The organism is Micromonospora sp. CPCC 205554 (assembly GCF_036902745.1).
Taxonomy (GTDB): Bacteria; Actinomycetota; Actinomycetes; order Mycobacteriales; family Micromonosporaceae; genus Micromonospora; species Micromonospora tulbaghiae.
Genome location: NZ_JBAKHP010000042.1, coordinates 15,356 through 38,464 on the forward strand (window position 1 = coordinate 15,356; position 23,109 = coordinate 38,464).

A 23,109-nucleotide genomic window follows, 5' to 3' on the forward strand; every position below is an offset into this window, starting at 1 on the left:
GCTCCCGTGTCGTCCGTAGCGGTCGTGCGAACCGCCGTGCCGATCAGCAGAGTGATCACGCGATCCACGGGATTCCACGGTAACACCATCCGGACCGTGAGCCGGCGTCGCACCCGCTGTCGGCGCACGTGAGGCCGGTGCCGGCCCTCCCCCGGGCGCTCCTCCGGCCCGGATCCGGGCCCTTGGTCGACACCAGCTCGCCGGAGCGGCGCCCTCCGCCGGGCCCCGGCCCCGCCGCCTCCCCAACCCGGCCGGGCCGGGGACGGACCTACCGGGCCGCGCGGGCGGCCCGGGTCAGCCGGCGGGGATCTCCGAGGACACCGGGGTCGGCTGCGCGGGCACCCGCACGCCGGAGTCGGCGGGCGACCCGTGCGGCGTTTCCTTGCCCGCGCAGTCCGGCCGGTCCGGTTCGTCCGGTTCCTCGGCCTCCCCCGGGTCGCCCGCACCGTCGGCGGCCGGGCCGTCGGCAGCCGACCGGCCACCCGCACCGTCAGCGGCCGGGCCGTCGGCAGCGGACCGGCCACCACCCGCACCGTCAGCGGCCGGGCCGTCGCCGGCCGCGCCGCCCCTCGAGGAGTTGTCCGGGCCGCCCGGTGGGACCGCGCCCGTCTCGCCGCCGCCACGCCCGCTGTCGGGCACCGTGCGGTCGGTGGAGTGGTCGAGCACCCGCAGCGCCGCCAGGGCCGCCATCGGCACCACGAGGGCCGCCGCCGCGCCGGCCACGTCCAGCGCCGACCCGCCGAGGACACCGCCCAGCCCGACGGCCACGCCGGTGCCGGCCATCGCCGCCCGGATCGCCGGATAGATGCCGAACAGCCGCATCAGCCCGCCCCACGGCTGGAGCAGCGCGAGCCAGACCAGCGCGGCCCCGGCCAGGGCCAGCACGGTGAGCGGGCTGTTCACCAGCGTCTGGATGTTGGAGCTGCTGGACCGGTGCACGGTGAGCCCGCCGGTGCCGTCGCCCACAGCGGCCAGGAACCGGCCCAGGCTGCCGCGCTCGTCCGCCGGACGGCCCAGGTCGACCAGGGCGAACCCGACGGTGACCGCCAGCGCGGCCATGGTCGCCCAGGCCAGCCGGCTCACCGTCAGCCATCCGCCGCTGCAGATCGCGGCCGCGACGCTGACCCCGGCGGTGAGCGCGATCGCGCCGATCGAGTCGGCGCCCAGGTACGGGCTGCCCACGATCACCACGGCCAGCCCGCCGACGGTCACCATCACCATCGGCCGCCAGCCCCGGCGGAACCGCTGGGCGAGCCAGCCGCCGCACAGCAGCGCCCCGGCGATGAACACGCCGAGCCCGACGGTGCCGAGCCCGGCGTACCGGCCGCCCTCCAGGGCCGAGTAGCCGACCACGCCGTTGAGCTGCAACCGGGAGCCGGTGAGCACGTCCACGCCGACCACGAGCGTGGCCAGCCCGGCGACCGCACCGAGCGGACCGAGCGTGCGCTCGTGCCCCGGACTGAACCGGACCGCAGCGGTGCCGCCGACGACGAGCAGCGCGGTCACCGAGGCGTACCAGAGGCCGGCGTGGTCCCCCCGCCACCAGGGCACGGCGTCGGCGAGCAGCGCCGCGGGCACGGCGAGGGCGGCGGCGATCAGCAGCAGCTCCACCACCGCGACGATCCGCCGGGACACCGGTTCCGGCCCGTGCGGTCCGGCGAGCCGGCGGGCGCGGCGCAGCAGCGGCAGCACCGCCACCGCGAGGGCGATCTGGGCGGCGGCGAGCAGCGTGAAGAACCAGCCGGCGACGCGGCGCTGGGCGGCTGCCTCCCGGTCCGCGTCGGCCGGCGCCTCGATCGCGGCCCGCAGGTCGTCCGGCCGGTCGTCGACCGTCACCGCGGGCCGCCCGAGGAACGCCCGTTCCGGCATCGGCTTGTCGAGCACGGCGAGCACGGTCGGGGCCAGGTCGATCAGTTGCAGGTAGCCGGACCGGGCGGTGCTGGGCGAGGTCAGCCAGCCACCCTCCCAGCCGGGGCCGTCGGCGATGGCGACGTGCAGCCGGGACGGGGAGTCGGTGTCGGACACGCCGGCGACGAGCACCAGCGAGCGCGGCGGCCGGGCGGCGAGCACCCGGGCCAGCCGGGCGTCGGCCTGCCGCGCCTGGGCGGCCCGTACGGCCGGGTCGTCGTCGTCGACGGTGCCGACGTCGACGATGCTCAGCACGCAGGAGCCGAGCAGTTCCGCCGGGTTCTCCGGGAGCGACGGGGCGTACCTGTCGACCCGGCCGAACGGGCGGGCGGCGGCCACGGCGGCGCCCGGCCCGACCGCCACCGAGCAGCGCACCGACTCGGCCAGCGCGCCGGGCGTCGCGCCCCAGGACAGCTGCTCCTGGTTGTGCGCCACCGCGCCGGCCTGGTCGGGCAGGTTCGCGCCGATGCCGTCGGGCCGCTCGACCGTCACACCGGCGGCCGGGCAGCCACCGCCGGGGCGGGCGCCGGGCCAGGCGGCGAAGTTCCCCGCGCCGAGCGTGAGCCAGCCGTCGACCGGGCAGGTGGGGCGGTGCGCGGAGCGCACCGAGAGCGAACCGATCGCGCCCTGCTCGGCCATCCGCCACAGCGTCGGCGTGTTCTCCGGGTCGACGTCGTCCCACCGCAGGCCCGCCGCGCCGACGAGCACCACGAAGTCGGCGCCGGGCCGGGTCGCGCCGTCATCGGGGCGGGCGGACAGCGCGGTGATGCCCAGCGCCACCACGACCAGGGTCAGCAGCACCGGGGTGAGTCTGCGCAGCATCAGCGGTTCCCGGTCGAGAGCTGGGGGGTCAGCTCGGCGTAGAGGCCGGCGAGCGCGGCCACGGTGTCCGCCTCGGTGGGCCAGGTCGCGGCCCGCGCCAGGCCACGACCGGACAGGTCGGCCCGGCGCGCGGGGTCGTCGAGCAGGTCGCGCACGGCCGCGTCGACGGCGTCCACGTCACCGGGCGGCACCAGCACGGCCGCGTCGCCGACCAGGTCCGGCAGCCCGCCGACGGCGGTGGCGACGAGCGGTACGCCCGCCCGCAGCGCCTCCTGCGCGAACAACTGACGGGCCTCCCAGTCGCTGGTGACGACGGCGAGGTCGGCGGCGCCCAGCAGGTCCGCCACGTCGCCGCGGTGCCCGAGCAGCGTCACCGGCGCGCGGGCGGCCGAGATCCGGGCGGCCAGCGGCAGGTACGCCGGACCACTGCCGGCGATCACCACGAGCGGGGCGGGAGTGCGGGTCCGCCAGCGAGCGGCGGCGTCGATCAGCACGTCGTACCGCTTCTGCGGGTGCAGCCGGCCCACCGAGAGGATCAGCGGCCGGTCGGCGGCGACGCCGAACTCGGCGCGGACCGCCGTGCGGCGGCGGCGCGGCACGGGCAGCGTCGGCGCGGCGACCGGGGCCAGGCGGGCGTCGGCGGCGCCGAGCGCGGCGGCCCGGTCGACCAGGTCGGCGGAGGCGCCCAGGGCGACCCGCACGGACCGGGCGACGACCCGTTCGACCAGCCGGGACACGGCGCCGCGCAGGCCACCGGCGAGGACCGCGTTGTGCCAGGTGACGACCAGCGGCGCGGCGGGGCGGGCGAGCGCGGCGACCAGGCCGGCGCGCAGCCCGTGCGCGTGCACCACGTCGGCGGGTGTGTCCGCGAGCGCCCGGCGCAGCGCGGTGACCGCGCGCGCGTCGCCCGGGGTGGGGCTGGCCGGGATCTCCACCGGCGTGAACCGCGCCCCGGCGCCGGTGAAGTCGAACTGTTCCTCGGTGGCGGACGGGCCGCAGACCAGCACGGACGCGCCGGCCTCGGTCAGCCCTCGGGTGATCGAGCGGACGTGCTGCCCGACCCCGCCGGTGCTGGAGGCGAGCACCAGGGCCACCGACCCGGGCCAGCGCGGTGCCGGCGAGGCGTCCGTCATGAGGAAACGGTCTCCCTTCCGTCACCCCGCTCGCCGGGGTGCTGCTGCGCCGGCGGGCCGTCGTCCCCGCCGGCCGGGCGTCGCCGGCGCAGCCGGCGGGTCACGGTCGCGAGCAGCGGCCGCAGGTCGCGGGCGTCGGTCAGCCAGGCGACGGCGAGGAACAGGACACCGACCACGACCCCGGACAGCATGCCCTGCGCGAGGGCCCACGGTGTCGTCGGGGTGCCGTCACCGAGCCCGGCGAGTCCCGCCGCGACGGCCGCCCCGCCGGCTCCGGCGACGACGGCGGCGAGCAGCCCGGCGGCGGCCGCCCGGCCGGCACCGGCCAGCGCCTCGCCGCCGGCGGCCCGCCGGACCGCGGCGATCAGCAGCGCACCGAGCAGCAGCATGCCGGCCGAGGACGCCAGCGTCACCGCGAGCACCCGGTCGGCGAGCGGCGCCGCCTGAGCGGACAGGACGGCCAGCACGGGCACGCTGAGCCAGCCCAGCGCCGTGGCGACGGTGGCCGCGCGGGTCTCGCCCCGGGCGTACAGCGCGCGGGTGAGGACCGCGAACAGGCCGTAGCCGACCAGGCCGGGCGCGAAACCGGCGATCCCGGCCGCCGCGGTACGCGCGTCGAGGGGGTCGGCGAAGAAGAAGTGCCCGACCGGGATCGCGGTGCCGACGAGCGCGGCGGCGCCGAGCAGGCTGAGCAGCACGACGCCGCGTACCGCCGGGGCCAGGGTCTCCCGGTAGGCGCGCTCGTCGCCGGTGGCCCGGGCCGCGACGAGCGTCGGGTACGCGGCCACCGCGAGCGGCACCGCCAGCACCGCCCAGGGCAGGAAGTAGACGGTCTGCGCGAGGTTGTAGACGCTGACGTCGGCGGTGCGGCCGTACGTGACCTGGTTGAGCGCGACCACCAGGGCGATCTGCTGGGCGGCCACGGTGACCGCCCCGGCGACCACCAGACCGCCGACCCGGGCGCGGGCGTCGGCCGGGAACCGGTAGCCGGGCCGGATCCGCAGCCGTAGCCGGCGCACCGGGATCAGCAGCGACAGCGAGAGCATCACCACGCCGAGCGTGGTGCCGGCGGACAGCAGCAGCTCGCCGCCGCGTCCGGCCTCCCCGATCGTGGCCTGCCGCCCCTCGGCGGCGGTGAACCCGAGGTAGACGGCGATGACCGTGACGCTGGACAGCAGCGGCGCGATCACCGGCCAGGCGAAGCGGCGGTGCGCCTGAAGCACGCCGGTCAGCACGATGCCCACGCCGTACAGCGGCAACTGCGGTGCGAAGACCCGCAGCATCCGCGCCCCGGAGGCCTGCTGCGTCTCGCTGAGACCGTTCCCGATCAGGGCGGGCAGCGGGTCGGCGAACACCGCCAGCAGCACCGCCAGCGGGACCAGCAGGCTGAGCGTCCAGGTCAGCAGCGCGCCGGTGGTGGCGGCCACCGCGCGCCGGTCACCCGCCTCGACGGCGCCTGCGAGCAGCGGTACGACGAGACTGGCGAGCGCCCCACCGGCGACGATCTCGAAGATGAAGTTCGGGACGTAGTTCGCCACCAGGTAGGCGCTGCCGAGGTCGGTGGGGCCCAGCATCCAGGTGAACACGGCGGTACGGCCGAAGCCGGCGAGCCGGCTGAGGACGGTGAGGACGGCGATGAGGGCGGCCGCCCCGGCGACCCGGCCGGCGGCGGCGAGAGGAGCCGGTTTCGTCACGTCAGTCCGGGAGCCGGCCCAGCTCGTCGAGGTGCCGCAGCCCCGGCGTGGACGCGATGACCTGGGTGAAGCTGACCTTCTCGCTGGCGGCGGTGAGCGCGGCGAGCACGGCCAGCACGCCGGCCCGGCCCAGCGGCCCGGTACGCGCGGCGAGGCTCACCCCGAGCAGCGCGCCGAGCGCGTTGGCGCCGCTGTCGCCCACCATCACGCGCTCGCCGAGATCGTCGCCGACCAGTGCGGCCGAGGCGCCCACGGCGCCCGCGGCGACGCCGCCGTACGGGCCGGTGGTCAGCGGCGCGCCGAGCAGCATGCCGGACTTCAGCGCCCGGCCGGGCCGCAGGTCGAGCAGGTTGACCAGGTTCGCGGTGCCGGCCACCACGCCGGCGCCGAGCAGCACGTCGAGCCCGCGGCCGAACGCCCCGGCCCGCCGGCGGCGCGGATGCGCGGCGACCCGCCGGTCGGCGGCGAGCAGCGCGGCCGCACCCAGCCCGGCCACGCCCACCCCGGCGACCTTGACCATCCCGGCGGTGACCTGACCCTCGCGCAGCGCGGCGAGATGCCCGGCGAACCCCTTGGCGGCCTTCTGTTCGGGGCGCGCGCCGACCACGTCGTCGTAGAGGCCGACAGCGCCCGCGCCGAGCCCGGCGACGAGTGCGGCGGCGCCGGCCGGCGCGCTACCGGCGCCGAGCGCGGCCCCGGTGGCCGCGCCGACGGCCAGGGCCGGACCGGCGGCCAGGGTCACGGTGCGGCCCCGGTAGTTGGTGCGCTCCAGTGCCGGGCCGCCCGGCGACGTGCGCGTCTGGCGCAGCACGTAGCGGGCGGCCAGCGCGCCCGCGCCCACGGCCAGCAGCCGACCCAGTCTCACAGGACCTCCTCGATCCGGACTTCGAACGCGACGCGGCACGGACCGGGCGGCCCGGAGCGGTCACCGGGGCAGTGTAGGCACCCGGGCGGCGGCGTTGTCGCCCACGCCGTACTGGCCGGTCTTCTTCTCGGTGAGCTGCTGCGCCAGGGCGAGGCTGGTGACCAGCTGGCCCTGGACGGTGTTGGCGTTGTCGACGGTGGAGATGGTCTGCGACAGCACCGGGTCGCCGCGGACCACCGAGACCAGGTTCCCGCCGGTCGAGCCCATGCCGGCGACCACCAGCGCCCCGGCCCGGTCGAACTGCTCGGCGATCTTCACCACGGACTCGTCCTTCTTCGCCGAGTCCTTGTCCACGTACGGCTGGCCGGTGACCATCACCACCGCCTCGGCGGCGGTGGAGATCCGGTCCGCCGGGGTGAGGTATCCGGCGGTGGCGTACTGCTCCAGCACGGCGCGCCGGTCGGCGTCGCTGACCGGCGGGCTCCCGGCCGGGCGGTCCACCAGCACGTTGGCCAGCAGCGCGCTGGAGGTCTCCACGCCGTGCCCGTTGCCGGGCAGGTTGCCGGTGGGGGCGCTGTTCGGCCGGGCCGCGGTGACCGCCAGTTCCAGCAGGTTGTTGTTGCTGTCCGGGTTGACGAACTTGTCCTGCACGTCGACGCGGCCGGTGACGTCGGCGCCGGCGGTCTGGAGCATCTTCGCCACGCCCTCGGCCTGGTCGCGGCCGCTGGGCAGGGTGAGCACCAGCACCCGGCGGCCGGTCAGCTTGCCGGGCAGCACGAGCTGGGCCATCTCGGCGGCGAAGTCCTCCTCGGTCTCCAGCTGCTTCTGCATGCTGTTGACCGACTGGCGCATCAGCGAGTTGTCCTTGCGCAGGCCGTTGACGTTCTCCCGGAGCGAGTCGGCGACCGGCCCGTTGAGGGCGGCTGTGCCGACCACCAGGCCGATCGCCAGCGCCAGGAACACCGCGGTCAGGGACACCACGTGGTAGCGAAAGTTGATCACGCTTGCAGCCTCTTGATCGTCGGGGAGCTAGAAGAGCTGGCCGAGCTGGAACACGAAATTGTCCCACCATTCGGAGACCACGCCCAGATACGCCTTCCCGACGGTGGAGACCGCCACCGCGGAGGCCATCGCGGCCACCGCCGACAGGACCAGCAGCAGCAGCGACGACCCGGAGATGCTCTGCCGGTAGAGCCGGCTGACGCCCTTGGCGTCGACAAGCTTGCCGCCCACCTTCAGCCGGGTCAGGAACGTCGACGCCATGCCGCCGCGCCCCTTGTCGAGGAACTCCACCAGGGTGGCGTGCGTGCCGACCGCCACCAGCAGCGAGGCGCCCTTCTCGTCGGCCAGCAGCATGGCCAGGTCCTCGCTGGTGGCCGCCGCCGGGAAGGTGATCGCCGGTACGCCGAGCCCGTTGACCCGGGCCAGGCCCGGCGCCCGCCCGTCCGGGTAGGCGTGCACGATCACCTCGGCGCCGCACCGCAGCACGTCGTCGGTGACCGAGTCCATGTCCCCGATGATCATGTCCGGGGTGTAGCCCGCCTCGACCAGCGCGTCGGCGCCGCCGTCGACGCCGATCAGCACCGGCTTGAACTCCCGGATGTACGGGCGCAGCACGTCCAGGTCGGCCTTGTAGTCGTAGCCGCGCACCACGATCAGGCAGTGCCGGCCCTGGATCTGGGTCTGGATCTCCGGTACGCCGACGCCGTCGAGCAGCAGGTCGCGTTCCTGCCGCAGGTAGTCCATCGTGTTGGCGGCGAACGCCTCCAACTGCACCGACAGGCCCTCCCGGGCGTCGGCCATCGACTTGGCCACGGTCTCGGCGTCCTGCAACGAGCCGTGCGCGACCGGCTCGTCGCCGACGAAGACGGTGTTGCCCTCGATGCGGACCCGGTCGCCTTCGCGGACCTGCTCGAAGACGCTCTCGCCGAGATCGTCGAGCAGCGGGATGCCGGCCGAGATCAGCACCTCCGGGCCGAGGTTGGGATAGCGGCCGGAGACCGACGGCTTGGCGTTGAGCACCGCCGCCACACCCACCGCGACGAGCGAGTCGGCCGCCACCCGGTCCAGGTCGACGTGGTCGATGACCGCGATGTCGCCGGGTCGCAGCCGCCCGACCAGCCGTTTCGTCCGGCGGTCGAGGCGCGCGGTGCCGACGATGGAGCCCGGCTCCGGGTTCCGGCTCCGGCGCAGTGTGGGTAGACGCATCGTGACCATCCTGGCATGTGAGGCAGGTTTTGCTGTCGCGACATGCCTGAGCAGGGCCGCCTACCCAGGGAAGCACACCGGAACCCGCGCCGGTGTGCTTGCGCTCACAATAGGGGCGTCACGGACGCCTTTCCTTGGCCGCCACGGCCAGGAGCTCCTCGGCATGGGCGATACCCAGATCCGAGTCCGGCAAACCGGCGAGCATCCGGGCCAGCTCGCGGGCGCGCTCGGTGTCCTCCACCACGCGCACCCCGCTGGTGGTGACCGCTCCCCCGGTGTCCTTGGCCACCACCAGGTGCCGGTCGGCGAACGCGGCGACCTGCGGCAGGTGCGTGACCACGAGCACCTGGTGACTGCGGGCCAGCCGGGCCAGCCGGCGGCCGATCTCCACCGCGGCCTGACCGCCGACACCCGCGTCGACCTCGTCGAACACCAGCGTGGGCGGGCCGCCGGAACCGGCGAAGACCACCTCTATGGCGAGCATCACCCGGGACAGCTCGCCGCCCGAGGCGCCCTTCTGCAACGGCAACGCCGGCGCGCCCGGGTGCGCCAGCAGCCGCAGCTCCACCTCGTCGGCGCCATCCGCGCCGACGCCGGTCTCCACGCCGTTGACCGGCAGGCTCGGCTCGGACCGGCCCGCCGGGCGCGGCAGCACCGCCACCTCGATGCGGGCGTGCGGCATGGCCAGCCCGGCCAGCTCGACGGTCACCTCCTCGGCGAAGCGGACCGCCGCCTCCCGCCGGGACGCCGAGACCCGGCCGGCGAGGTCGGCCACCTCACCGGCGAGCCGGTTCGCCTCGCGGTCCAGCTCGTCCAGCAGCTCGTCGGAGGTGTCCAGATCGGACAACCGGGCCCGGGCCCGCTCGGCCCACGCCACCACTCCGTCGACGTCGTCGGCGTACTTGCGGGTCAGCCCGCGCAGCGCGGCCCGCCGCTCGTAGACGGTCTGGAGGCGGGCCGGGTCGGCGTCCAGCGCGGCCAGGTAGGTGGACAGTTCCGCGGCCACGTCGGTGACGAGCGTGGCCGCCTCCTCCAGCCGGGCCGCCAGCTCGCCCAGCGCCGGGTCGGTGCCGGCCTGCGCCTCCAGCGTGCGCCGCGCGGTGCCCAGCAGTGCCGTCGCGTCCGGCGTCTCGTCGGTCGCCTCGACGCCGCCGGCCACGCACTGCTGCGCCACCTGCGCGGCGGTGCGCAGCCCCTCGGCGTGCTCCAGCCGCTGCGCCTCGGCCTTCAGCTCGGCGTCCTCGCCCGGCTGCGGGTCGACCCGGGTGATCTCGTCCAGGCCCAGACGCAGCAGGTCGGCCTCCTGGTTGCGCTCGCGGGCGTTGCGCCGCCGGTCGGCCAGGTCGTCGACGACGGTGCGCCACCGGGCGTACGTCTCGCGCAGCGCGTCGAGCAGCTTCTCGTGCTCGGGGCCGGCGAACCGGTCGAGCGAGGCGCGCTGCTCGGCCGGGCGCAGCAGCCGGAGCTGGTCGGACTGGCCGTGCACGGCGAGCACCTGCTCACCGACCTCGCCGAGCGTGGACACCGGCATGGCGCGACCGCCCAGGTGCGCCCGGGAGCGGCCCTCGATGGTCACGGTGCGGCTGAGCAGCAGTGAGCCGTCCTCGTCGGGCTCGCCACCGGCGTCGACGATGCGGGCGTGCACCGACTCGGCCACCCGCCCGCTCAGGCGCAGCCGGCCCTCCACCACGGCGCGGCCCGGCTGGGCGCGCACCCGGCCGGCGTCGGCGCGGCCGCCGAAGAGCAGGCCGAGGCCGGTCACCACCATGGTCTTGCCGGCGCCGGTCTCGCCGGTGATGACGTTCATCCCCGCGGCCAGCGGCAGCGTCGTGTCCTCGATGACGCCCAGTCCGGTGATGCGCAGCTCTTCCAGCACAGCACCCGACAGTAGCCCCGCCGTGTGACAGTTGACCAGCCGGCAGGGCGGGGCGCGGGCACCCGTACAGTTCAGCCCCGTGCTGGAGGAGATCGGCCTGACCCCGGACGAGGAGGAGCTCTACCGCTGCCTGGTCAGGGCGAACACGGCCCGGGCCGGTGAGCTCGCGCAGCGGCTGGGGCGGCCCCGCGCGGAGGTCGTCGACCGGCTGGACGCCTTGCGGGACAAGGGTCTCGTGCTGCCGACCGGGCCGGAACCGGACGCGCCGCTGCGGCCGCTCGCGCCGGACGTGCCGCTCGGTGAGGCGCTGCTGCGCCGCCAGTCGGCGCTGGAGGAGGCCCGCGCCGCGGTCAGCCGGCTCGCCGAGGACTACCGGGCCGGGATGCGCCGCCACGACGCGGCGCACCTGGTCGAGGTGGTCACCGGCGCGCGGGCGCTGCGCGAACGGCTGCGCGAGCTGCAGAACGGCGCGCGCGAGGAGGTGCTCTGGTTCTGCCGGGCGAACCCGCTGGCGATGCCCGGCCCGGAGAACGTCGAGGAGTTCGACGCGCTCGCCCGCGGTGTGCGCTACCGGGCCATCTACGAACGGGCGATGCTGCTGGAGCCGGGCGCGCTGGCCGACGTGGAGCGGGGCGTACACGCCGGGGAGCAGGCCCGCGTGCTGGACCGGCTGCCGGTTCGACTGGCCGTGGTGGACGGTCGTACCGCGGTCTGCCCGCTGGTGCCCGACCGCGACGGCGGCGAGCCGACCGCAGCGGTGATCGGCCGCAGTCAGCTGCTGGACGCGCTGGTCGCGCTCTTCGAGAGCCACTGGCTGATGGCGACGCCGCTCGGCCCCTCCGGCGACCGGGCCGCGACCGGCTACCAGCCCGACGGCGACGAGGCGCGGCTGCTGTCGCTGTTCGTGGCCGGGGTGCCGGACAAGTCGATCGCGTCACAGCTCGGCGTGAGCCGCCGTACCGTGCAGCGGCGGCTGGCCGACCTGATGGCCGCCGCCGGTGTCGACACCCGGCCCGGGCTGGCGTTCCAGGCCGCCCGGCGCGGCTGGATCTGACCGGGGCCCGGGGCGGGACGGCCCCAGGACCGCCCCGCCCCGGCGTCTCACCGCAGCCCGTACGCGTCGACCACGGTCTGCGTCACGGTGCTGCCGGCCCGGTCCCGCGCCGACACGCGCAGCGACACCGTGCCGCGCCCGGCCGGGACCTCGACTGTGAACCGGGTGCCGGAGCCGCGTACCGGCGCCGTGCGCCAGGTGCGTCCGCCGTCGAAGGACACCTCGGCGCGTACCGTCGCGCCGGCCGGCGCGGGCAGGCCCGCCGGGTGGCGCAGCGTCAGTCCGACTGTGTGCTTCCGCTTGCCGGGCACCTCACCACGCAGGTCGGCCGGCACCCGGTAGTCGACCTGGAGCAGCGGCAGCGGCCGGGCCGCGTCACCGGCCGGGCGGGCCGAGGTGAACTCCCACGCCGTCTCGGTACGGGTCGCCCACCGCCACTGGGCCGACGACCGTGCCGTGGTCACGTCGAGGCGGTAGCGGGCCGGACCGGCGGTGGCAGGCACCGGCGCCCAGCCGTCGGACAGGTCGGCGATCTGCCGCCCGTCCCGGCTGACCCGGCGGGTCACCGTGTCCTGCTCCTCCGAGCGGTTGTCCACGCCGGCGTGGCCGTCGGCGTCGACGAACTCGGCCACCCGCAGGTCGAGCGTGTCGGCGGTCCGGCTCGGCGCGGCCGCACCGGCCGGCACCGCGGGGCGCACCAGCGGCGCGTGCCACGACTCGGTGGTCCGGTCGGTGGCCGCGTAGCGCCGGGGCCGGTCGGACAGGCCGCCGGTCAGCGTCCCCATGCTGGAGAACATCAGCCGGTGCAGCACCCGGTGCTGCCACCACGAGTCACCGGAACTGACGTACTCCCGCCGGGTCGTCCCGGTACGCACCATCCGCTGGTCGTCGTTCCAGGAGAACTCCTGCCAGGGCCGCCACCCGAACCGCTGCTCGGTGGCCCAGTCCAGGCCGCCGGTGTCGCCGTAACGCGCGGTCACCTCGGCCGTGTTGGCGGCGGTCACCCGGTGGGTGATCCGCTCCGGCACCCGGCCCCGCGACACCTGGAACACGTCGTAGAGGTACGGGCTGTCCACGGTCAGCGTGAGGTCGATGCGGGCCCGGCCGGTACGCGCCGCCGCGAGCAGCCGCTGCCCGTCGTCGTACGCCACCGCCAGCGCCGGCGCCGGAAGCCGGTCCCCGGTCGGACGCCACACCGTCCACGCGCTCTGGTCCGCCGGCCGGACGATCAGCACCGCCTTCGCGCCGGCCGCCGCCGCGGCTGCCACCTGCTCCTCCTCGGACCGGTCGGCGGACGCGGTGAGCAGCGCAGCCGCGCCCCGCACCCCGGCCAGCTCACCCGGCTCGCCGGTGCCGGCCGCGACCAGGCGCAGCCGTTGCCGCCCCGCCGGAGCCGGCGACTGGCCCATCAGGTTGACGTCCGGCGCTCCGGACACGCCGCTGACGTCGAGGTCGACCATCGGCGCGACGAGCTGCCAGCGCGAGGAGAACTCGAACTCGCCGCGGCGTACCTGCCGGGTCGGGGTGACGTTGAGCTGCTGCACGGTGCTGAACGTCATGACGCCGTGGTCGACCTGGCGGCCGTTGCCGAACACCCGGTGCTGGTAGAAGCTGAGGATGGCCCGCTGCTCGGAGGGTTTCGGCGTCTCGATCCGTACCGGTGTGCCGCGCCGCGGGTCGAGCACCACTGTGAGGTCCCGGTCCACTGTCAGCTCCGGGTCGGTGACCAGGGTGAGCTGCTCGTCCAGCGGCGCGCCGTGCTCGATCAGCGCGTGCAGCAGGTAGGGGCCCTCCTCCACCTGGATCTGCCACTCGTCGCCGCCGCCGAGCCAGCCCAGCGCGTCCGACTCGGGGTGTTCGCCGAACAGCGTCACCACCGGCGCCGGTCCGGGCCGACCGGCCAGGTCCAGCGCGCGCAGCGTCACGGTGTGCTGCGGGCCGCTGAGCGTCAGGCCGACTGCGGTGCGCACCGTCGCGCCGTCCGCGCCGGTGGCCACCAGCCAGCCGCCGTGGGGGCCCCGGTCCAGCCGGGCCGGGTCGGCGCGCAGCGGCACGTCCACGCCACCGCCGGCCGGCACCGTCACCGTGGCGGCGCCGAGCGTCAGGCCGTCGGTCTCGGCCGCGCCGCTGTCCAGGTTGCGCAGTTCCAGCGCCAGACGCAGCGTCTGCGCGGCAGCGGTGCCGTTGACGTAACGCACCGTCCGGGTCGCGGCCGGCCCGCCGGTGGTCATCCGGCCGAAGTCGGCGGTGGCCGTGCCGTACACCCGCTGGCGCAGCGCGCGGGCCACGTCGACCCGCCCGGCGCCCTGCTCGAACACCGTCGCGCCGGTGCTCGGCCGGGTCGTGCTGACCAGCGCGTCCTTGAGCTGCGCGGCGGTCCACCCGGGATGCTCCTGCGCCAGCACGGCGGCGGCGCCCGCGACGTGCGGCGTGGCCATCGAGGTGCCGGAGGCGCGGGTGTAGGCGTCGTCGACCGGCGTACCCATGGTGGTGCCGGCGGCGCGGGCCGCGACGATGCCGACGCCCGGCGCGGTGATCTCCGGTTTCAGGCCGTTGTCGCCCAGCCGCGGGCCGCGGCTGGAGAAGTCGGCGAGCACGTCGTCACGGTCGACCGCGCCGACGGTAAGCGCGGCGGTGGCCGCGCCGGGCGACCCGATGCTGCGCGGCTCGCCGTCGTTGCCGGCGGCGATCACGAACAGCGCACCGGTTTCGGCGGTGAGGTCGTCGACGGCCTGGCTCATCGGGTCGGTGCCGTCGGTCGGCGCGCCGCCGAGGCTCATGCTGACCACCTTCGCGCCGGAGCGCGCGGCCCACTCCATGCCGGCGATGATGCCGGAGTCGTAGCCGGAGCCGGAGTCGTCGAGCACCTTGCCGACCAGCAGCCGCGCACCCGGCGCGACGCCCTTGCGCAGCCCCGCCGAGGCCGCGCCGCTGCCGGCGACGGTGGCCGCCACGTGGGTGCCGTGTCCGTGGCCGTCCCGGGCGCTGCCGCCGCCGGTGAAGTCGCGCGCCTCGGCGATCCGGCCGGCCAGGTCGGGGTGGCCGGCGTCCACGCCGGTGTCGAGCACCGCGACCCGCACCCCGGTGCCGTCGCGGCCGGCCGCCCACGCGGCGGGCGCGCCGATCTGCGGGACGCTGTGCTCCAGCGCCACCCGGGCCCGCCCGTCGAGCCAGACGCGCTCCACGCCCGCGCCGAGCCGGACGGCTCCGGCGTCCGCGGCGCGGGCCTGCGGCGCCTGCCGCAGCGAGGTCCACAGCGCGCCCAGGTCGTCCTTGTCGACGCGCAGGGCGGCGCCGTTGATGCTGGACAGCGGACGGGACTCGGCGGTGACGGCGAGCGGGCGCACCCGCCCGGCGGCCGGCTCCCGGTAGCGCACGATCAGCGGCAGCGCCTTCCGGCTCGCGTCGCCGTAGCCCTGCTCGGCCAGTTCCTGCACGTCGAACAGGTCCGGGTCGAGCACGCCCGCTGACACGTACGGCACCACGTCGGCGGGAAGCACCCGCAGCCCGCCGTCGGCCTGCGTGGTCTGGAAGACGATCCGGTCACGGCCCGGCCCGGGGTGGACCGTGGCGACGATCCGGCCCGGCGCGGCCTGGACCAGCTCGACCTGGTCGCCGGTGATCAGCGTGACGCGGGCGGGCGGCGCGCCCGGGGCGGATGTGCCCGGGGGCGGGCTGGCGGGCCGGGCGGGCGGTGCGGCGGACGCCGGTACGGCGAGCCCGACCACCAACACCCCGGCCGCGCCGGCGGCGAGCCAGCGGGGGAACCGGTGCATGTGACGCTCCTCTACTCCGAGGCCGGCCTCGTAAGGCCGGCGATCGGAGTCTGCGACGGCGTCCGCTGCCGGGTCACCGGGTACGGGCCGCCGCACCGGCGACATGTCGCCAGGTGGACACGAGCACGACGGGGTGGAGGCCGGGACGCCGGAGACCGTGTCGCCCAGCTCGCGTGCCGCCGCTTCCTCCGGCGGCGGCCCTGCGACCTGTCGGCCCGGCCGGGGTCGACACCCGACCGGACACGGCGTGCCGGTCCGCCCGCCGCGGCCGGCTCACGTCGCTCCGGCGTCCCGACCGTCACGGCCCCGACCACCCCCTGGCCGAGCCCGCGACAGGTGGGCCGCATCCGGGAAGCGGCGGGCCTCACCGCCGCGCCCGGACTCACCTCTTCGCGGCCCGTACGCCAACCGTAACGCGCGCGAACGCCGGGACCGGTGGGCCGAACGGAGATTTCCGCTGAGCCGCTGGTCAGCGACGGTTGCCCCGCCAGCCCTGGACGGGAAGGTCGAACTTGGCCACCAGCCGGTCGGTGAACGGGCGGGCCCGCAGCCGGACGATGCGCACCGGCAGCGTGCCCCGGCGCACCGTGACCCGGGCACCGGGCGGCAGGTCGTAGACGCGCCGCCCGTCACAGCAGAGCACCGCGAGGGTGGTGAACGGGTCGACGGTGATGACGAACGTCGACGTGGGCGCGGTCACCAGCGGGCGGCTGAACAACGCGTGCGCGCTGATCGGCACCAGCAGCAGCGCCTCCACCTCGGGCCACACCACCGGGCCGCCGCCGGAGAACGCGTACGCCGTCGAGCCGGTGGGGGTCGCGCAGATCACGCCGTCGCAGCCGTACCGGGACAGCGGGCGGCCGTCCACGTCGACGAGCAGCTCCAGCATCTGGGCGCGTTCGCCCTTCTCCACGCTGATCTCGTTGAGCGCCCACGACTCGATGGTCGGCCCGCCGTCGAACTCGGCGGTGACGTCGAGGGTGAGCCGTTCGTCCACCGTGTAGTTGCGGTCGACCACGTCACGCACAGCGGTGTCCAGGTCGTCGATCTCCGCCTCGGCGAGGAAACCGACCTTGCCCAGGTTGATGCCGAGCAGCGGCACCTTGGCCGGGCGGGCCAGCTCGGCGGCGCGCAGGAACGTGCCGTCCCCGCCGAGCGCGAACACGATCTCGGCGCCTTCGGCGGCCTCCGGGCCGGTCACCGGAACCACGCCCGGCAGGTCCAGGTCGTCGGCCTCCTCGGCCACCACCCGCACCTCGAACCCGGCGGCGATCAGGTCGGCGGCCACCGCGCGGGCGTGCTCGGTGCTGCGTCGACGGCCGGTGTGCGTGACCAGCAGCGCGGTACGGCTCACCCGGACACCTCCTCGGTCGTGGCCGCCGTCGCGGCGGCGCCCTGCGGGCCGGCGGCCACCACCGCGCGGACCCGCTCCGGATCCGCGGCGGGCGCGTCCCCGCGCAACCATACGAAGAACTCGACGTTGCCGCTCGGCCCGGGCAGCGGGCTGGCCGCCACGCCGGCCAGGCCGAGGCCCAGCCCGGCGGCCGCCGCTGCCACGTCCAGCACCGCCTCGGCGCGCAGCGCCGGATCGCGGACCACGCCGCCGGCGCCGACCCGCTCCTTGCCCACCTCGAACTGCGGCTTGACCATCAGCGCCAGGTCACCGCCGGGGCCGGTGCACGCGGCCAGCGCGGGCAGCACCAGCCGCAGCGAGATGAACGACAGGTCGGCCACCGTCAGGTCGACCGGGCCGCCGATCGCCTCCGGCGTGAGGGTACGCACATTGGTGCGCTCGAACACCCGGACCCGCTCGTCGGTACGCAGCGACCAGGCGAGCTGCCCGTAGCCGACGTCCACGGCGACCACCTCGGCGGCGCCGCCGCGCAGCAGCACGTCGGTGAAACCGCCTGTCGACGCGCCCGCGTCCAGGCAGCGCCGGCCGGCCACCGTCAGCCCGCCGGGGGCGAACGCGGCGAGCGCGCCGGCCAGCTTGTGGCCGCCCCGGGAGACGTACTCCTGCGCCGGGTCCTCGCCGGTGACCAGCAGCGGATCGGCCGGGTCGACCATCGCCGCGGGCTTGCGCGCCTGCACTCCGCGCAGCTGGACGCGACCGGCCTCGACCAGCGCGGCGGCCTGCTCGCGGGAGCGGGCCAGCCCGCGCCGGACGAGTTCGGCGTCCAGCCGGGTACGACGAGCCATCAGGTCTCTCTCCGCCTCTGCTCAGGCCTGGTCGATGGTGGCGAGGGTCTCGCGCAGCGTCTCGTACGCCGCCTCGTACTGGGCGATCTGGTCGGCCGGGGCGAGCGCCTCGGCGTTGGCCATGCCGAGCACCGCGGCGTCCACCGCCGGGTGCCGCGCCTCGCCGACCTCCTCGACCGGCGCGGGGCGTACCCCCGGGGGCGGTCCTGGCCTCGGACCCGGCGGCGGGCCGGGCCGGGGCGCGGTCACGAGCCGGCCGCCCGGCGCCCGGTGGCCTTCTTCGCCGGCGCGGCTTCCGGGGTACGGGAGACCGTGGCCGGTGGCTTCTTCGCGATCGCCTTCTTGGCCACCGTCTTCTTCGCCACCGCCTTCGTCGGCGTCGTCGCCGGGGCCTTCGAGGGGGTCGTGGCCGGGGCGTTCGGCGGCGTCGTGTCGGGGGCGGCCTCTGCCGGGGCCGCCTCTGCCGGGGACGGCGCGGCCGACGACGACTCCGTCTGCTCGGCCTTGGTCTGCTCGGCCTTGGTCGGCTCAGCCTTGGTCTGCTCGGCCGCGCCCGGCTCGGTCTGCGCCGGGGCGGCGGCGGACGGCTCGGGCCGCGCGGCGCCCGGTTCGAGCGTGCCGCGGGCCTCACGCAGCTGCCGCTCCAGGTCGTGCACCCGGCGGGTCAGCTCGGCGACCTCGTCGGCGGTGGCCAGCCCGACCGCGCCCAGCGCCCGGTCCACCTCGAAACGGACCAGCTTGGTCAGCGACTCCCGGTTCGCCAGGCCGGTCGCGACCAGTTCCTCGGCGAGCGTCTGGAGCTGGGCGGCGGTCGCGCCGCCCTGGCCGACGACGCGCATGACCGCGTCCTGTGCCTTCTTCCGGGGCGCCTCCGTCAGGCCCATGGCCAGCTCGAGGTAGGCGCGCCACGCGTCCTGCATGCCTGAGTCCTTCCGCGGGGCGAGGTGTGCAGGTGCCACGCTACCGGGCACCCCGCACGGCCCATTGCGGTACGGTGCCGGGAACGGCGTGGTTCGTGGTGAGGAGACGATGTGGCCAGCGTGGACGAGTGCCGGCAGGCGTTGCAGGACCTGGCCGTGCGGCTGGACCGCAACGCCGAGGCACAGGGACGCATCGACCTCGACCGCACCCTGGCCTGCCGGATCACCGACCTCGGCACGGCGTTCCACGGGCGGCTGGAGGGTGGCCGGCTGGTCGACCTGGCCGACGGCGACGACCCGAAGGCGAAGATCGCGCTGAGCACCGGCAGCGACGACCTCGTCGCGCTGGTGCACGGCCGGCTCGACGTGATGTCGGCGGTGGCCTCCCGGCGGGTGTCGATCAAGGCGAACCCGTTCGACCTGATGAAACTCCGCAAGCTCCTCTGAGCGGGCCGGCGCCTCAGCCGTCGAGACCGAACGCGGCGAGCGCTTCCTCCGCCGCCGGGGACTGCGCCCGCACGCGCGGCCCGGCCGCCGTCGACCAGGCCACCGCGCAGAGCGCGGCCAGCGCGTCCAGCGGCGCTCCCGCGCCGTCGAGCACGAGGTCCGAACCCGCCTCCGTCACCGACCAGCCGCCGGCCGCCGCACGGCCCGGAACCGCCACCACGGCTGCCGGGTCGAACAGGCCCGCCAGGTCGAACGAGACGTACGCGGGGCGGCGCTCCTCGGGTGCGGCCAGCAGCTCGGCGGCGTCGCTGACCCCGGTCAGCACCAGCAGGCTGTCCAGCCCGGCCCGGCGGGCGCCCTCGATGTCGGTGTCCAGCCGGTCGCCCACCACGAGCGTGCGCCCGGTCCCGGCGCGGCGCGCGGCGGTGGTGAACAGCGCCGGCTCCGGCTTGCCCACCACCACGTCGGGGTCGCGGCCCAGCGCGGTACGCAACACCGCGACGAGCGAGCCGTTGCCCGGCAGCGGGCCGCGCGGGCTGGGCAGCGTGCGGTCGGTGTTGGTGGCGTACCAGGGTGCGCCCGCCCGTACCGCCAGGGACGCCTCGGCCAGGTCGGACCAGCCGACCTGCGGGCCGTAGCCCTGGGCCACCGCGGCGGGCTCCTCGTCGGCGGTGGACACCGGTCGCAGGCCCACCGCGCGCAGCTCGGCGCGCAGCGCCTCCGCGCCGACCACGAGCACTGGTGCGCCCTCGGGCAGCCGGTCCCGGAGCAGCTCGGCCGTGGCCGCCGCGGAGGTGAGCACCTCCGCCGGCTGCGCCGGAACGCCCATGCCGGTGAGCAGGTCCGCCACCTCGCTGGAGCGGCGGGAGGCGTTGTTCGTCGCGTACGCGACCGCGCGCCCCCCGGCGTGCAGCCGGCCGACCGCCTCGACCGCGCCGGGGATGGGCCGGTCGATCAGGTAGATGACGCCGTCCAGGTCGAAGACGACAAGCGAGTACGCCTCGACCAGCGGGCCGCCCGCCCCGGCGCGGTCGGGTCCTCCCCGATCCGCGCCGGAGGCGGTGTCACCGGCGTACCCGGTCATCGGCGCTCCGCCGCCTCGCCCTCGCCGCCCGCGGCGTCACCCGACGCGGGCCGGTCGCCGTCGGCCTCGTCCGCCGGGATGGTGTCCGCCGCGTCGGCAGCCGCGGAGGTGCCGGTGGGCGCGGTGTCGGTCGGGGTAGTGCCGGTCGGCGCGGTGTCGGTCGGTTCCTCGGTCGCGGCGACGAAGGTCGGGGTGGTGGCGGTGCTGGTGGCGAGCGAGCCGGCCTCGGTGCCGGTCAGCTCGTCGTCGGCCAGATCGCCGGCGTCACGGTCCCGGTAGCCGGCCCGTGCCGCGTCCCCGCCGGCAGCCGGGGTGACGTCGCCGCCGCCGCTCAGCCGCGCGTCATCCTCGCGGTCGTCGTCATCCTCGTGGTCGTCGTCGTCCTCGTCGAGGTCGTCATCGTCGTCATCGTCATCGTCGTCGTCATCGTCGTCGTCATCGTCGTCGCCGTCGAGGTCGTCGTCCTCGTCCTCGTCGTCGCTGGCGGCCTCGGCCGACGGCTCGGACGCGTCCGTGTCGTCCTCCGGCTCGTCGTCGCCCTCGATGACCACGCCGTCCAGCTCCAGCAGCCGCTCGGCGGCGTCGGTCTCCCCCTCGGAGTCGACGTCGGCGGCCCGGGAGAACCACTCCCGTGCCTCCTCGCGCCGGTCCACCGCCAGCAGGGCGTCCGCGTACGCGTAACGCAGTCGCGCCGCCCACGGCTCGGTCGAGTCGCCGGTCAGCTCGCGGACCTGGAGCATCGCCACCGCGGCGTCCTTCTGCCCCAGGTCACCGCGCGCCCCGGCGGCCACGATCAGCAGCTCGATCGCGACGGCCTGGTCGAGCTTGTCCCGGTCCGCACCGCGGAACAGGTCGATGGCCCGTTCCGGTCGGCCCAGCGCCCGCTCGCAGTCGGCCAGCACCGCCAGGTGACTCTGCAGGCCGGTCATCCGGTGGTACGTCCGCAGCTCGGCGATGGCGGTCTGCCACTCGCCCGCGTGGTACGCGGCCAGCCCGACGGCCTCCCGCACGGCGGCGATACGCGAGGCGAGCCGGCGGGCCGCCATGGCGTGCGCCAGCGCCAGCGCCGGGTCCTCGTCGATCAGCAGACCGGTCGCGACCAGGTGCCGGGCGACCGTCTCCGCCACCGGCTTGGCGAGGGAGAGCAGCTCGGCCCGGACGGCCGAGTCGAGGTCGCTCGCGACGACGTCCTCGGGCAGCTCCGGCGCCTCACCGGTACGCCCCTCACCGCGTTCGTCCTGGCGCTCCCGCTGCGGGCCGTAGTTGCCGGTCCGGCGATCGTCGCCACCCGGCCGGTCGCCGTAGCCACGGCGCTCACCGTCCCGCTCGCCCCGGTAGCCGCCCGGCCGCCGGTCGTCGCCACGCTCGTCGCGCCGGAAGCCACGGTCGCGGTCGCCGCCACGGAAGCCACCCTCACGGCGCTCGCCGCCGCGGAAGCCACCCTCACGGTCGCCACCCCGGAAACCGCCCTCACGACGGTCGCCGCCGGCGTAGCTCTCCCGGCGGTTGTCGCCGCCCTGGTAGCCGCCTTCGCGCCGGTCGCCGCCCTGGTAGCCGCCTTCGCGGCGGTCGCCGCCACGGAAGCCGCTCTCGCGGCGCTCGCCGCCGTCGCGGCCACCGCTCCGGAAGCCACCCTCACGGTCGCCCCCGCGGAAACCGCCTTCACGACGGTCCCCACCACGGAAGCCACCCTCACGATCGCCACCCCGGAAGCCACCTTCGCGGCGGTCGCCGCCCCGGAAACCACCCTCACGACGGTCCCCACCCCGGAAACCACCCTCACGGGCGCCGCCTTCACGGCGGTCGCCGCCCCGGAAGCCGCCCTCGCGGTCGCCACCGCGGAAACCACCGTCACGGGCGCCGCCTTCACGACGGTCCCCGCCCCGGAAACCGCCCTCGCGACGGTCCCCGCCCCGGAAGCTGCCCTCGCGGTCGCCACCGCGGAAACCACCGTCACGGGCGCCGCCTTCACGACGGTCCCCGCCCCGGAAACCGCCCTCGCGACGGTCCCCGCCCCGGAAGCTGCCCTCGCGGTCGCCACCGCGGAAACCACCGTCACGGGCGCCGCCTTCACGACGGTCCCCGCCCCGGAAACCACCCTCACGGTCGCCACCGCGGAAACCGCCCTCGCGACGATCGCCACCGCGGAAGCCACCCTCGCGGCGGTCGCCGCCGTCGCGGGCTCCGCCCCGGAAGCCACCCTCACGGCGATCGCCACCGCGGAAGCCGCCGCCCTCGCGACGGTCACCACCACGGAAACCACCCTCGCGACGGTCACCGCCGCCGAAGCCGCCTTCACGACGGTCACCGCCGCGGAAGCCACCGTCACGGGCACCGCCCTCGCGGCGGTCGCCGCCCCGGAAACCACCCTCACGGCGATCGCCACCGCGGAAGCCACCGTCACGGGCGCCGCCTTCACGACGGTCGCCGCCCCGGAAGCCACCCTCGCGACGCTCGCCGCCGCGGAAACCGCCGTCACGGTCGCCTCCCCGGAACCCGCCCTCGCGACGATCGCCGCCCGGCCGGTTTCCACTCCGGAAGCCACCCTCGCGGTCGCCGCCGCGGAAGCCGCCCTCACGGCGGTCACCACCGCCGAAACCACCTTCACGGCGGTCACCACCGCGGAAACCGCCCTCACGGCGGTCACCACCGCCGAAACCACCTTCACGGCGGTCACCACCGCGGAAACCACCTTCACGGCGGTCACCACCACGGAAACCACCCTCGCGGTCGCCACCACGGAAGCCGCCGCCCTCGCGACGGTCACCACCGCGGAAACCGCCTTCGCGACGGTCACCGCCACGGGCGCCACTGTCACGGTCGCCACCACGGAAGCCACCCGGGCGGTCGTCGCGGCCGCCCCGGTACGAGGGACGGTCATCGCGACGGCCGTCGCGGCCGGCGTCACCACGCCCCTGGCCGCGGTCGGCGCGATCCTCGTAACGACGGGGGCGGTCCCCGCCCTGGGGTCCTGAGCTCACAGGTACATCCTTCCTGATGGCGTTTCCGCCGAGAACGCTAACGCAGTCGAGGGCCGCCCCTGCTGGGGCGGCCCTCGACTGGAAGATTGTCCGGCGGTGTCCTACTCTCCCACACCCTCCCGAGTGCAGTACCATCGGCGCT

The 23,109-nt window shown here is 76.2% G+C and carries 16 protein-coding genes and 1 pseudogene; 3 read left to right on the top strand and 14 right to left on the bottom strand.

Going from position 1 to position 23,109, the window contains the following annotated elements:
• Positions 1–294 precede the first annotated feature (294 nt).
• From V6U82_RS29560 to recN, 7 genes are all read right to left on the bottom strand, one after another.
• Positions 295–2,730: a hypothetical protein gene (locus V6U82_RS29560; protein WP_334467124.1), complete on the bottom strand. Its 2,436-nt coding sequence runs from the start codon at positions 2,728–2,730 to the stop codon at positions 295–297.
• Positions 2,730–3,863: a glycosyltransferase family 4 protein gene (locus V6U82_RS29565; RefSeq protein WP_334467127.1), complete on the bottom strand. Its 1,134-nt coding sequence runs from the start codon at positions 3,861–3,863 to the stop codon at positions 2,730–2,732. Before V6U82_RS29565 ends, V6U82_RS29560 begins: the two co-directional genes overlap by 1 nt.
• The gene (gene murJ, locus V6U82_RS29570; protein ID WP_334467130.1) at positions 3,860–5,557 is read right to left on the bottom strand and encodes a murein biosynthesis integral membrane protein MurJ; all 1,698 of its coding nucleotides are present in this window, start codon (positions 5,555–5,557) and stop codon (positions 3,860–3,862) included. The genes V6U82_RS29565 and murJ overlap by 4 nt, the downstream gene beginning before the upstream one ends.
• 1 nt (position 5,558) lies before the next feature.
• A complete protein-coding gene (locus V6U82_RS29575; RefSeq protein ID WP_047894135.1) occupies positions 5,559–6,422 on the bottom strand; it encodes a hypothetical protein in 864 nt (287 codons plus the stop codon).
• A 60-nt stretch (positions 6,423–6,482) separates the two neighbouring features.
• Positions 6,483–7,424: a copper transporter gene (locus tag V6U82_RS29580; RefSeq protein ID WP_334467136.1), complete on the bottom strand. Its 942-nt coding sequence runs from the start codon at positions 7,422–7,424 to the stop codon at positions 6,483–6,485.
• Positions 7,425–7,451: 27 nt separating this feature from the next.
• Positions 7,452–8,630: a putative cytokinetic ring protein SteA gene (gene steA / locus V6U82_RS29585; protein ID WP_135239482.1), complete on the bottom strand. Its 1,179-nt coding sequence runs from the start codon at positions 8,628–8,630 to the stop codon at positions 7,452–7,454.
• Between the two features lie 118 nt (positions 8,631–8,748).
• Positions 8,749–10,506 carry a DNA repair protein RecN gene (recN, locus tag V6U82_RS29590; RefSeq protein WP_334467143.1) on the bottom strand — a complete coding sequence of 586 codons (1,758 nt, stop codon included), beginning with the start codon at positions 10,504–10,506 and terminating at the stop codon, positions 8,749–8,751.
• A 79-nt stretch (positions 10,507–10,585) separates the two neighbouring features.
• Between recN and V6U82_RS29595 the strand changes: the two genes are divergently transcribed.
• The gene (locus V6U82_RS29595; protein WP_334467145.1) at positions 10,586–11,560 is read left to right on the top strand and encodes a helix-turn-helix domain-containing protein; all 975 of its coding nucleotides are present in this window, start codon (positions 10,586–10,588) and stop codon (positions 11,558–11,560) included.
• 47 nt (positions 11,561–11,607) lie between these two features.
• Here the strand turns inward: V6U82_RS29595 and V6U82_RS29600 are convergent, their stop codons facing one another.
• The 5 genes from V6U82_RS29600 to V6U82_RS29620 form a co-directional block, all read right to left on the bottom strand.
• Positions 11,608–15,336, bottom strand: a complete 3,729-nt coding sequence (locus V6U82_RS29600) for a S8 family serine peptidase (RefSeq protein WP_334467148.1) — start codon at positions 15,334–15,336, stop codon at positions 11,608–11,610.
• A gap of 469 nt (positions 15,337–15,805) precedes the next feature.
• Positions 15,806–16,690 (bottom strand): NAD kinase, encoded by an 885-nt coding sequence (locus V6U82_RS29605; protein ID WP_128139242.1) that lies wholly within the window; start codon positions 16,688–16,690, stop codon positions 15,806–15,808.
• On the bottom strand, positions 16,687–17,535 hold the full coding sequence (locus tag V6U82_RS29610; RefSeq protein ID WP_334467152.1) for a TlyA family RNA methyltransferase: 849 nt from the start codon (positions 17,533–17,535) through the stop codon (positions 16,687–16,689). Before V6U82_RS29610 ends, V6U82_RS29605 begins: the two co-directional genes overlap by 4 nt.
• A 21-nt stretch (positions 17,536–17,556) precedes the next feature.
• Positions 17,557–17,784 (bottom strand): hypothetical protein, encoded by a 228-nt coding sequence (locus tag V6U82_RS29615; RefSeq protein ID WP_073831637.1) that lies wholly within the window; start codon positions 17,782–17,784, stop codon positions 17,557–17,559.
• Positions 17,781–18,455, bottom strand: a complete 675-nt coding sequence (locus V6U82_RS29620; protein ID WP_334467157.1) for a phasin family protein — start codon at positions 18,453–18,455, stop codon at positions 17,781–17,783. The genes V6U82_RS29615 and V6U82_RS29620 overlap by 4 nt, the downstream gene beginning before the upstream one ends.
• Before the next feature lie 111 nt (positions 18,456–18,566).
• Here V6U82_RS29620 and V6U82_RS29625 point away from each other — a divergent pair, with 111 nt between their 5' ends.
• Positions 18,567–18,902, top strand: a complete 336-nt coding sequence (locus V6U82_RS29625) for an SCP2 sterol-binding domain-containing protein (protein ID WP_128138078.1) — start codon at positions 18,567–18,569, stop codon at positions 18,900–18,902.
• Positions 18,903–18,915: 13 nt separating this feature from the next.
• Here the strand turns inward: V6U82_RS29625 and V6U82_RS29630 are convergent, their stop codons facing one another.
• Both V6U82_RS29630 and V6U82_RS29635 read right to left on the bottom strand, forming a co-directional pair.
• Positions 18,916–19,986 (bottom strand): HAD-IIA family hydrolase, encoded by a 1,071-nt coding sequence (locus V6U82_RS29630; protein WP_334467159.1) that lies wholly within the window; start codon positions 19,984–19,986, stop codon positions 18,916–18,918.
• A 526-nt stretch (positions 19,987–20,512) separates the two neighbouring features.
• A pseudogene (locus tag V6U82_RS29635) lies at positions 20,513–21,113 on the bottom strand (Replicase polyprotein 1ab); the annotation flags it as partial.
• Between V6U82_RS29635 and V6U82_RS29640 the strand changes: the two are divergent.
• Positions 21,036–22,961 (top strand): hypothetical protein, encoded by a 1,926-nt coding sequence (locus V6U82_RS29640; RefSeq protein ID WP_334467161.1) that lies wholly within the window; start codon positions 21,036–21,038, stop codon positions 22,959–22,961. The pseudogene V6U82_RS29635 and the gene V6U82_RS29640 sit on opposite strands and share 78 nt — an antisense overlap.
• The last annotated feature ends 148 nt before the right edge of the window (positions 22,962–23,109 follow it).

What these genes read in the sequence shown, in the direction of transcription:
- V6U82_RS29560 (WP_334467124.1), bottom strand. Translation starts at nt 2,730, where the DNA reads ATGCTGCGCAGACTCACCCCGGTGCTGCTGACCCTGGTCGTGGTGGCG.
- V6U82_RS29565 (WP_334467127.1), bottom strand. Translation starts at nt 3,863, where the DNA reads ATGACGGACGCCTCGCCGGCACCGCGCTGGCCCGGGTCGGTGGCCCTG.
- steA (WP_135239482.1), bottom strand. Translation starts at nt 8,630, where the DNA reads ATGCGTCTACCCACACTGCGCCGGAGCCGGAACCCGGAGCCGGGCTCC.
- V6U82_RS29600 (WP_334467148.1), bottom strand. Translation starts at nt 15,336, where the DNA reads ATGCACCGGTTCCCCCGCTGGCTCGCCGCCGGCGCGGCCGGGGTGTTG.
- V6U82_RS29610 (WP_334467152.1), bottom strand. Translation starts at nt 17,535, where the DNA reads ATGGCTCGTCGTACCCGGCTGGACGCCGAACTCGTCCGGCGCGGGCTG.
- V6U82_RS29620 (WP_334467157.1), bottom strand. Translation starts at nt 18,455, where the DNA reads ATGCAGGACGCGTGGCGCGCCTACCTCGAGCTGGCCATGGGCCTGACG.
- V6U82_RS29630 (WP_334467159.1), bottom strand. Translation starts at nt 19,986, where the DNA reads ATGACCGGGTACGCCGGTGACACCGCCTCCGGCGCGGATCGGGGAGGA.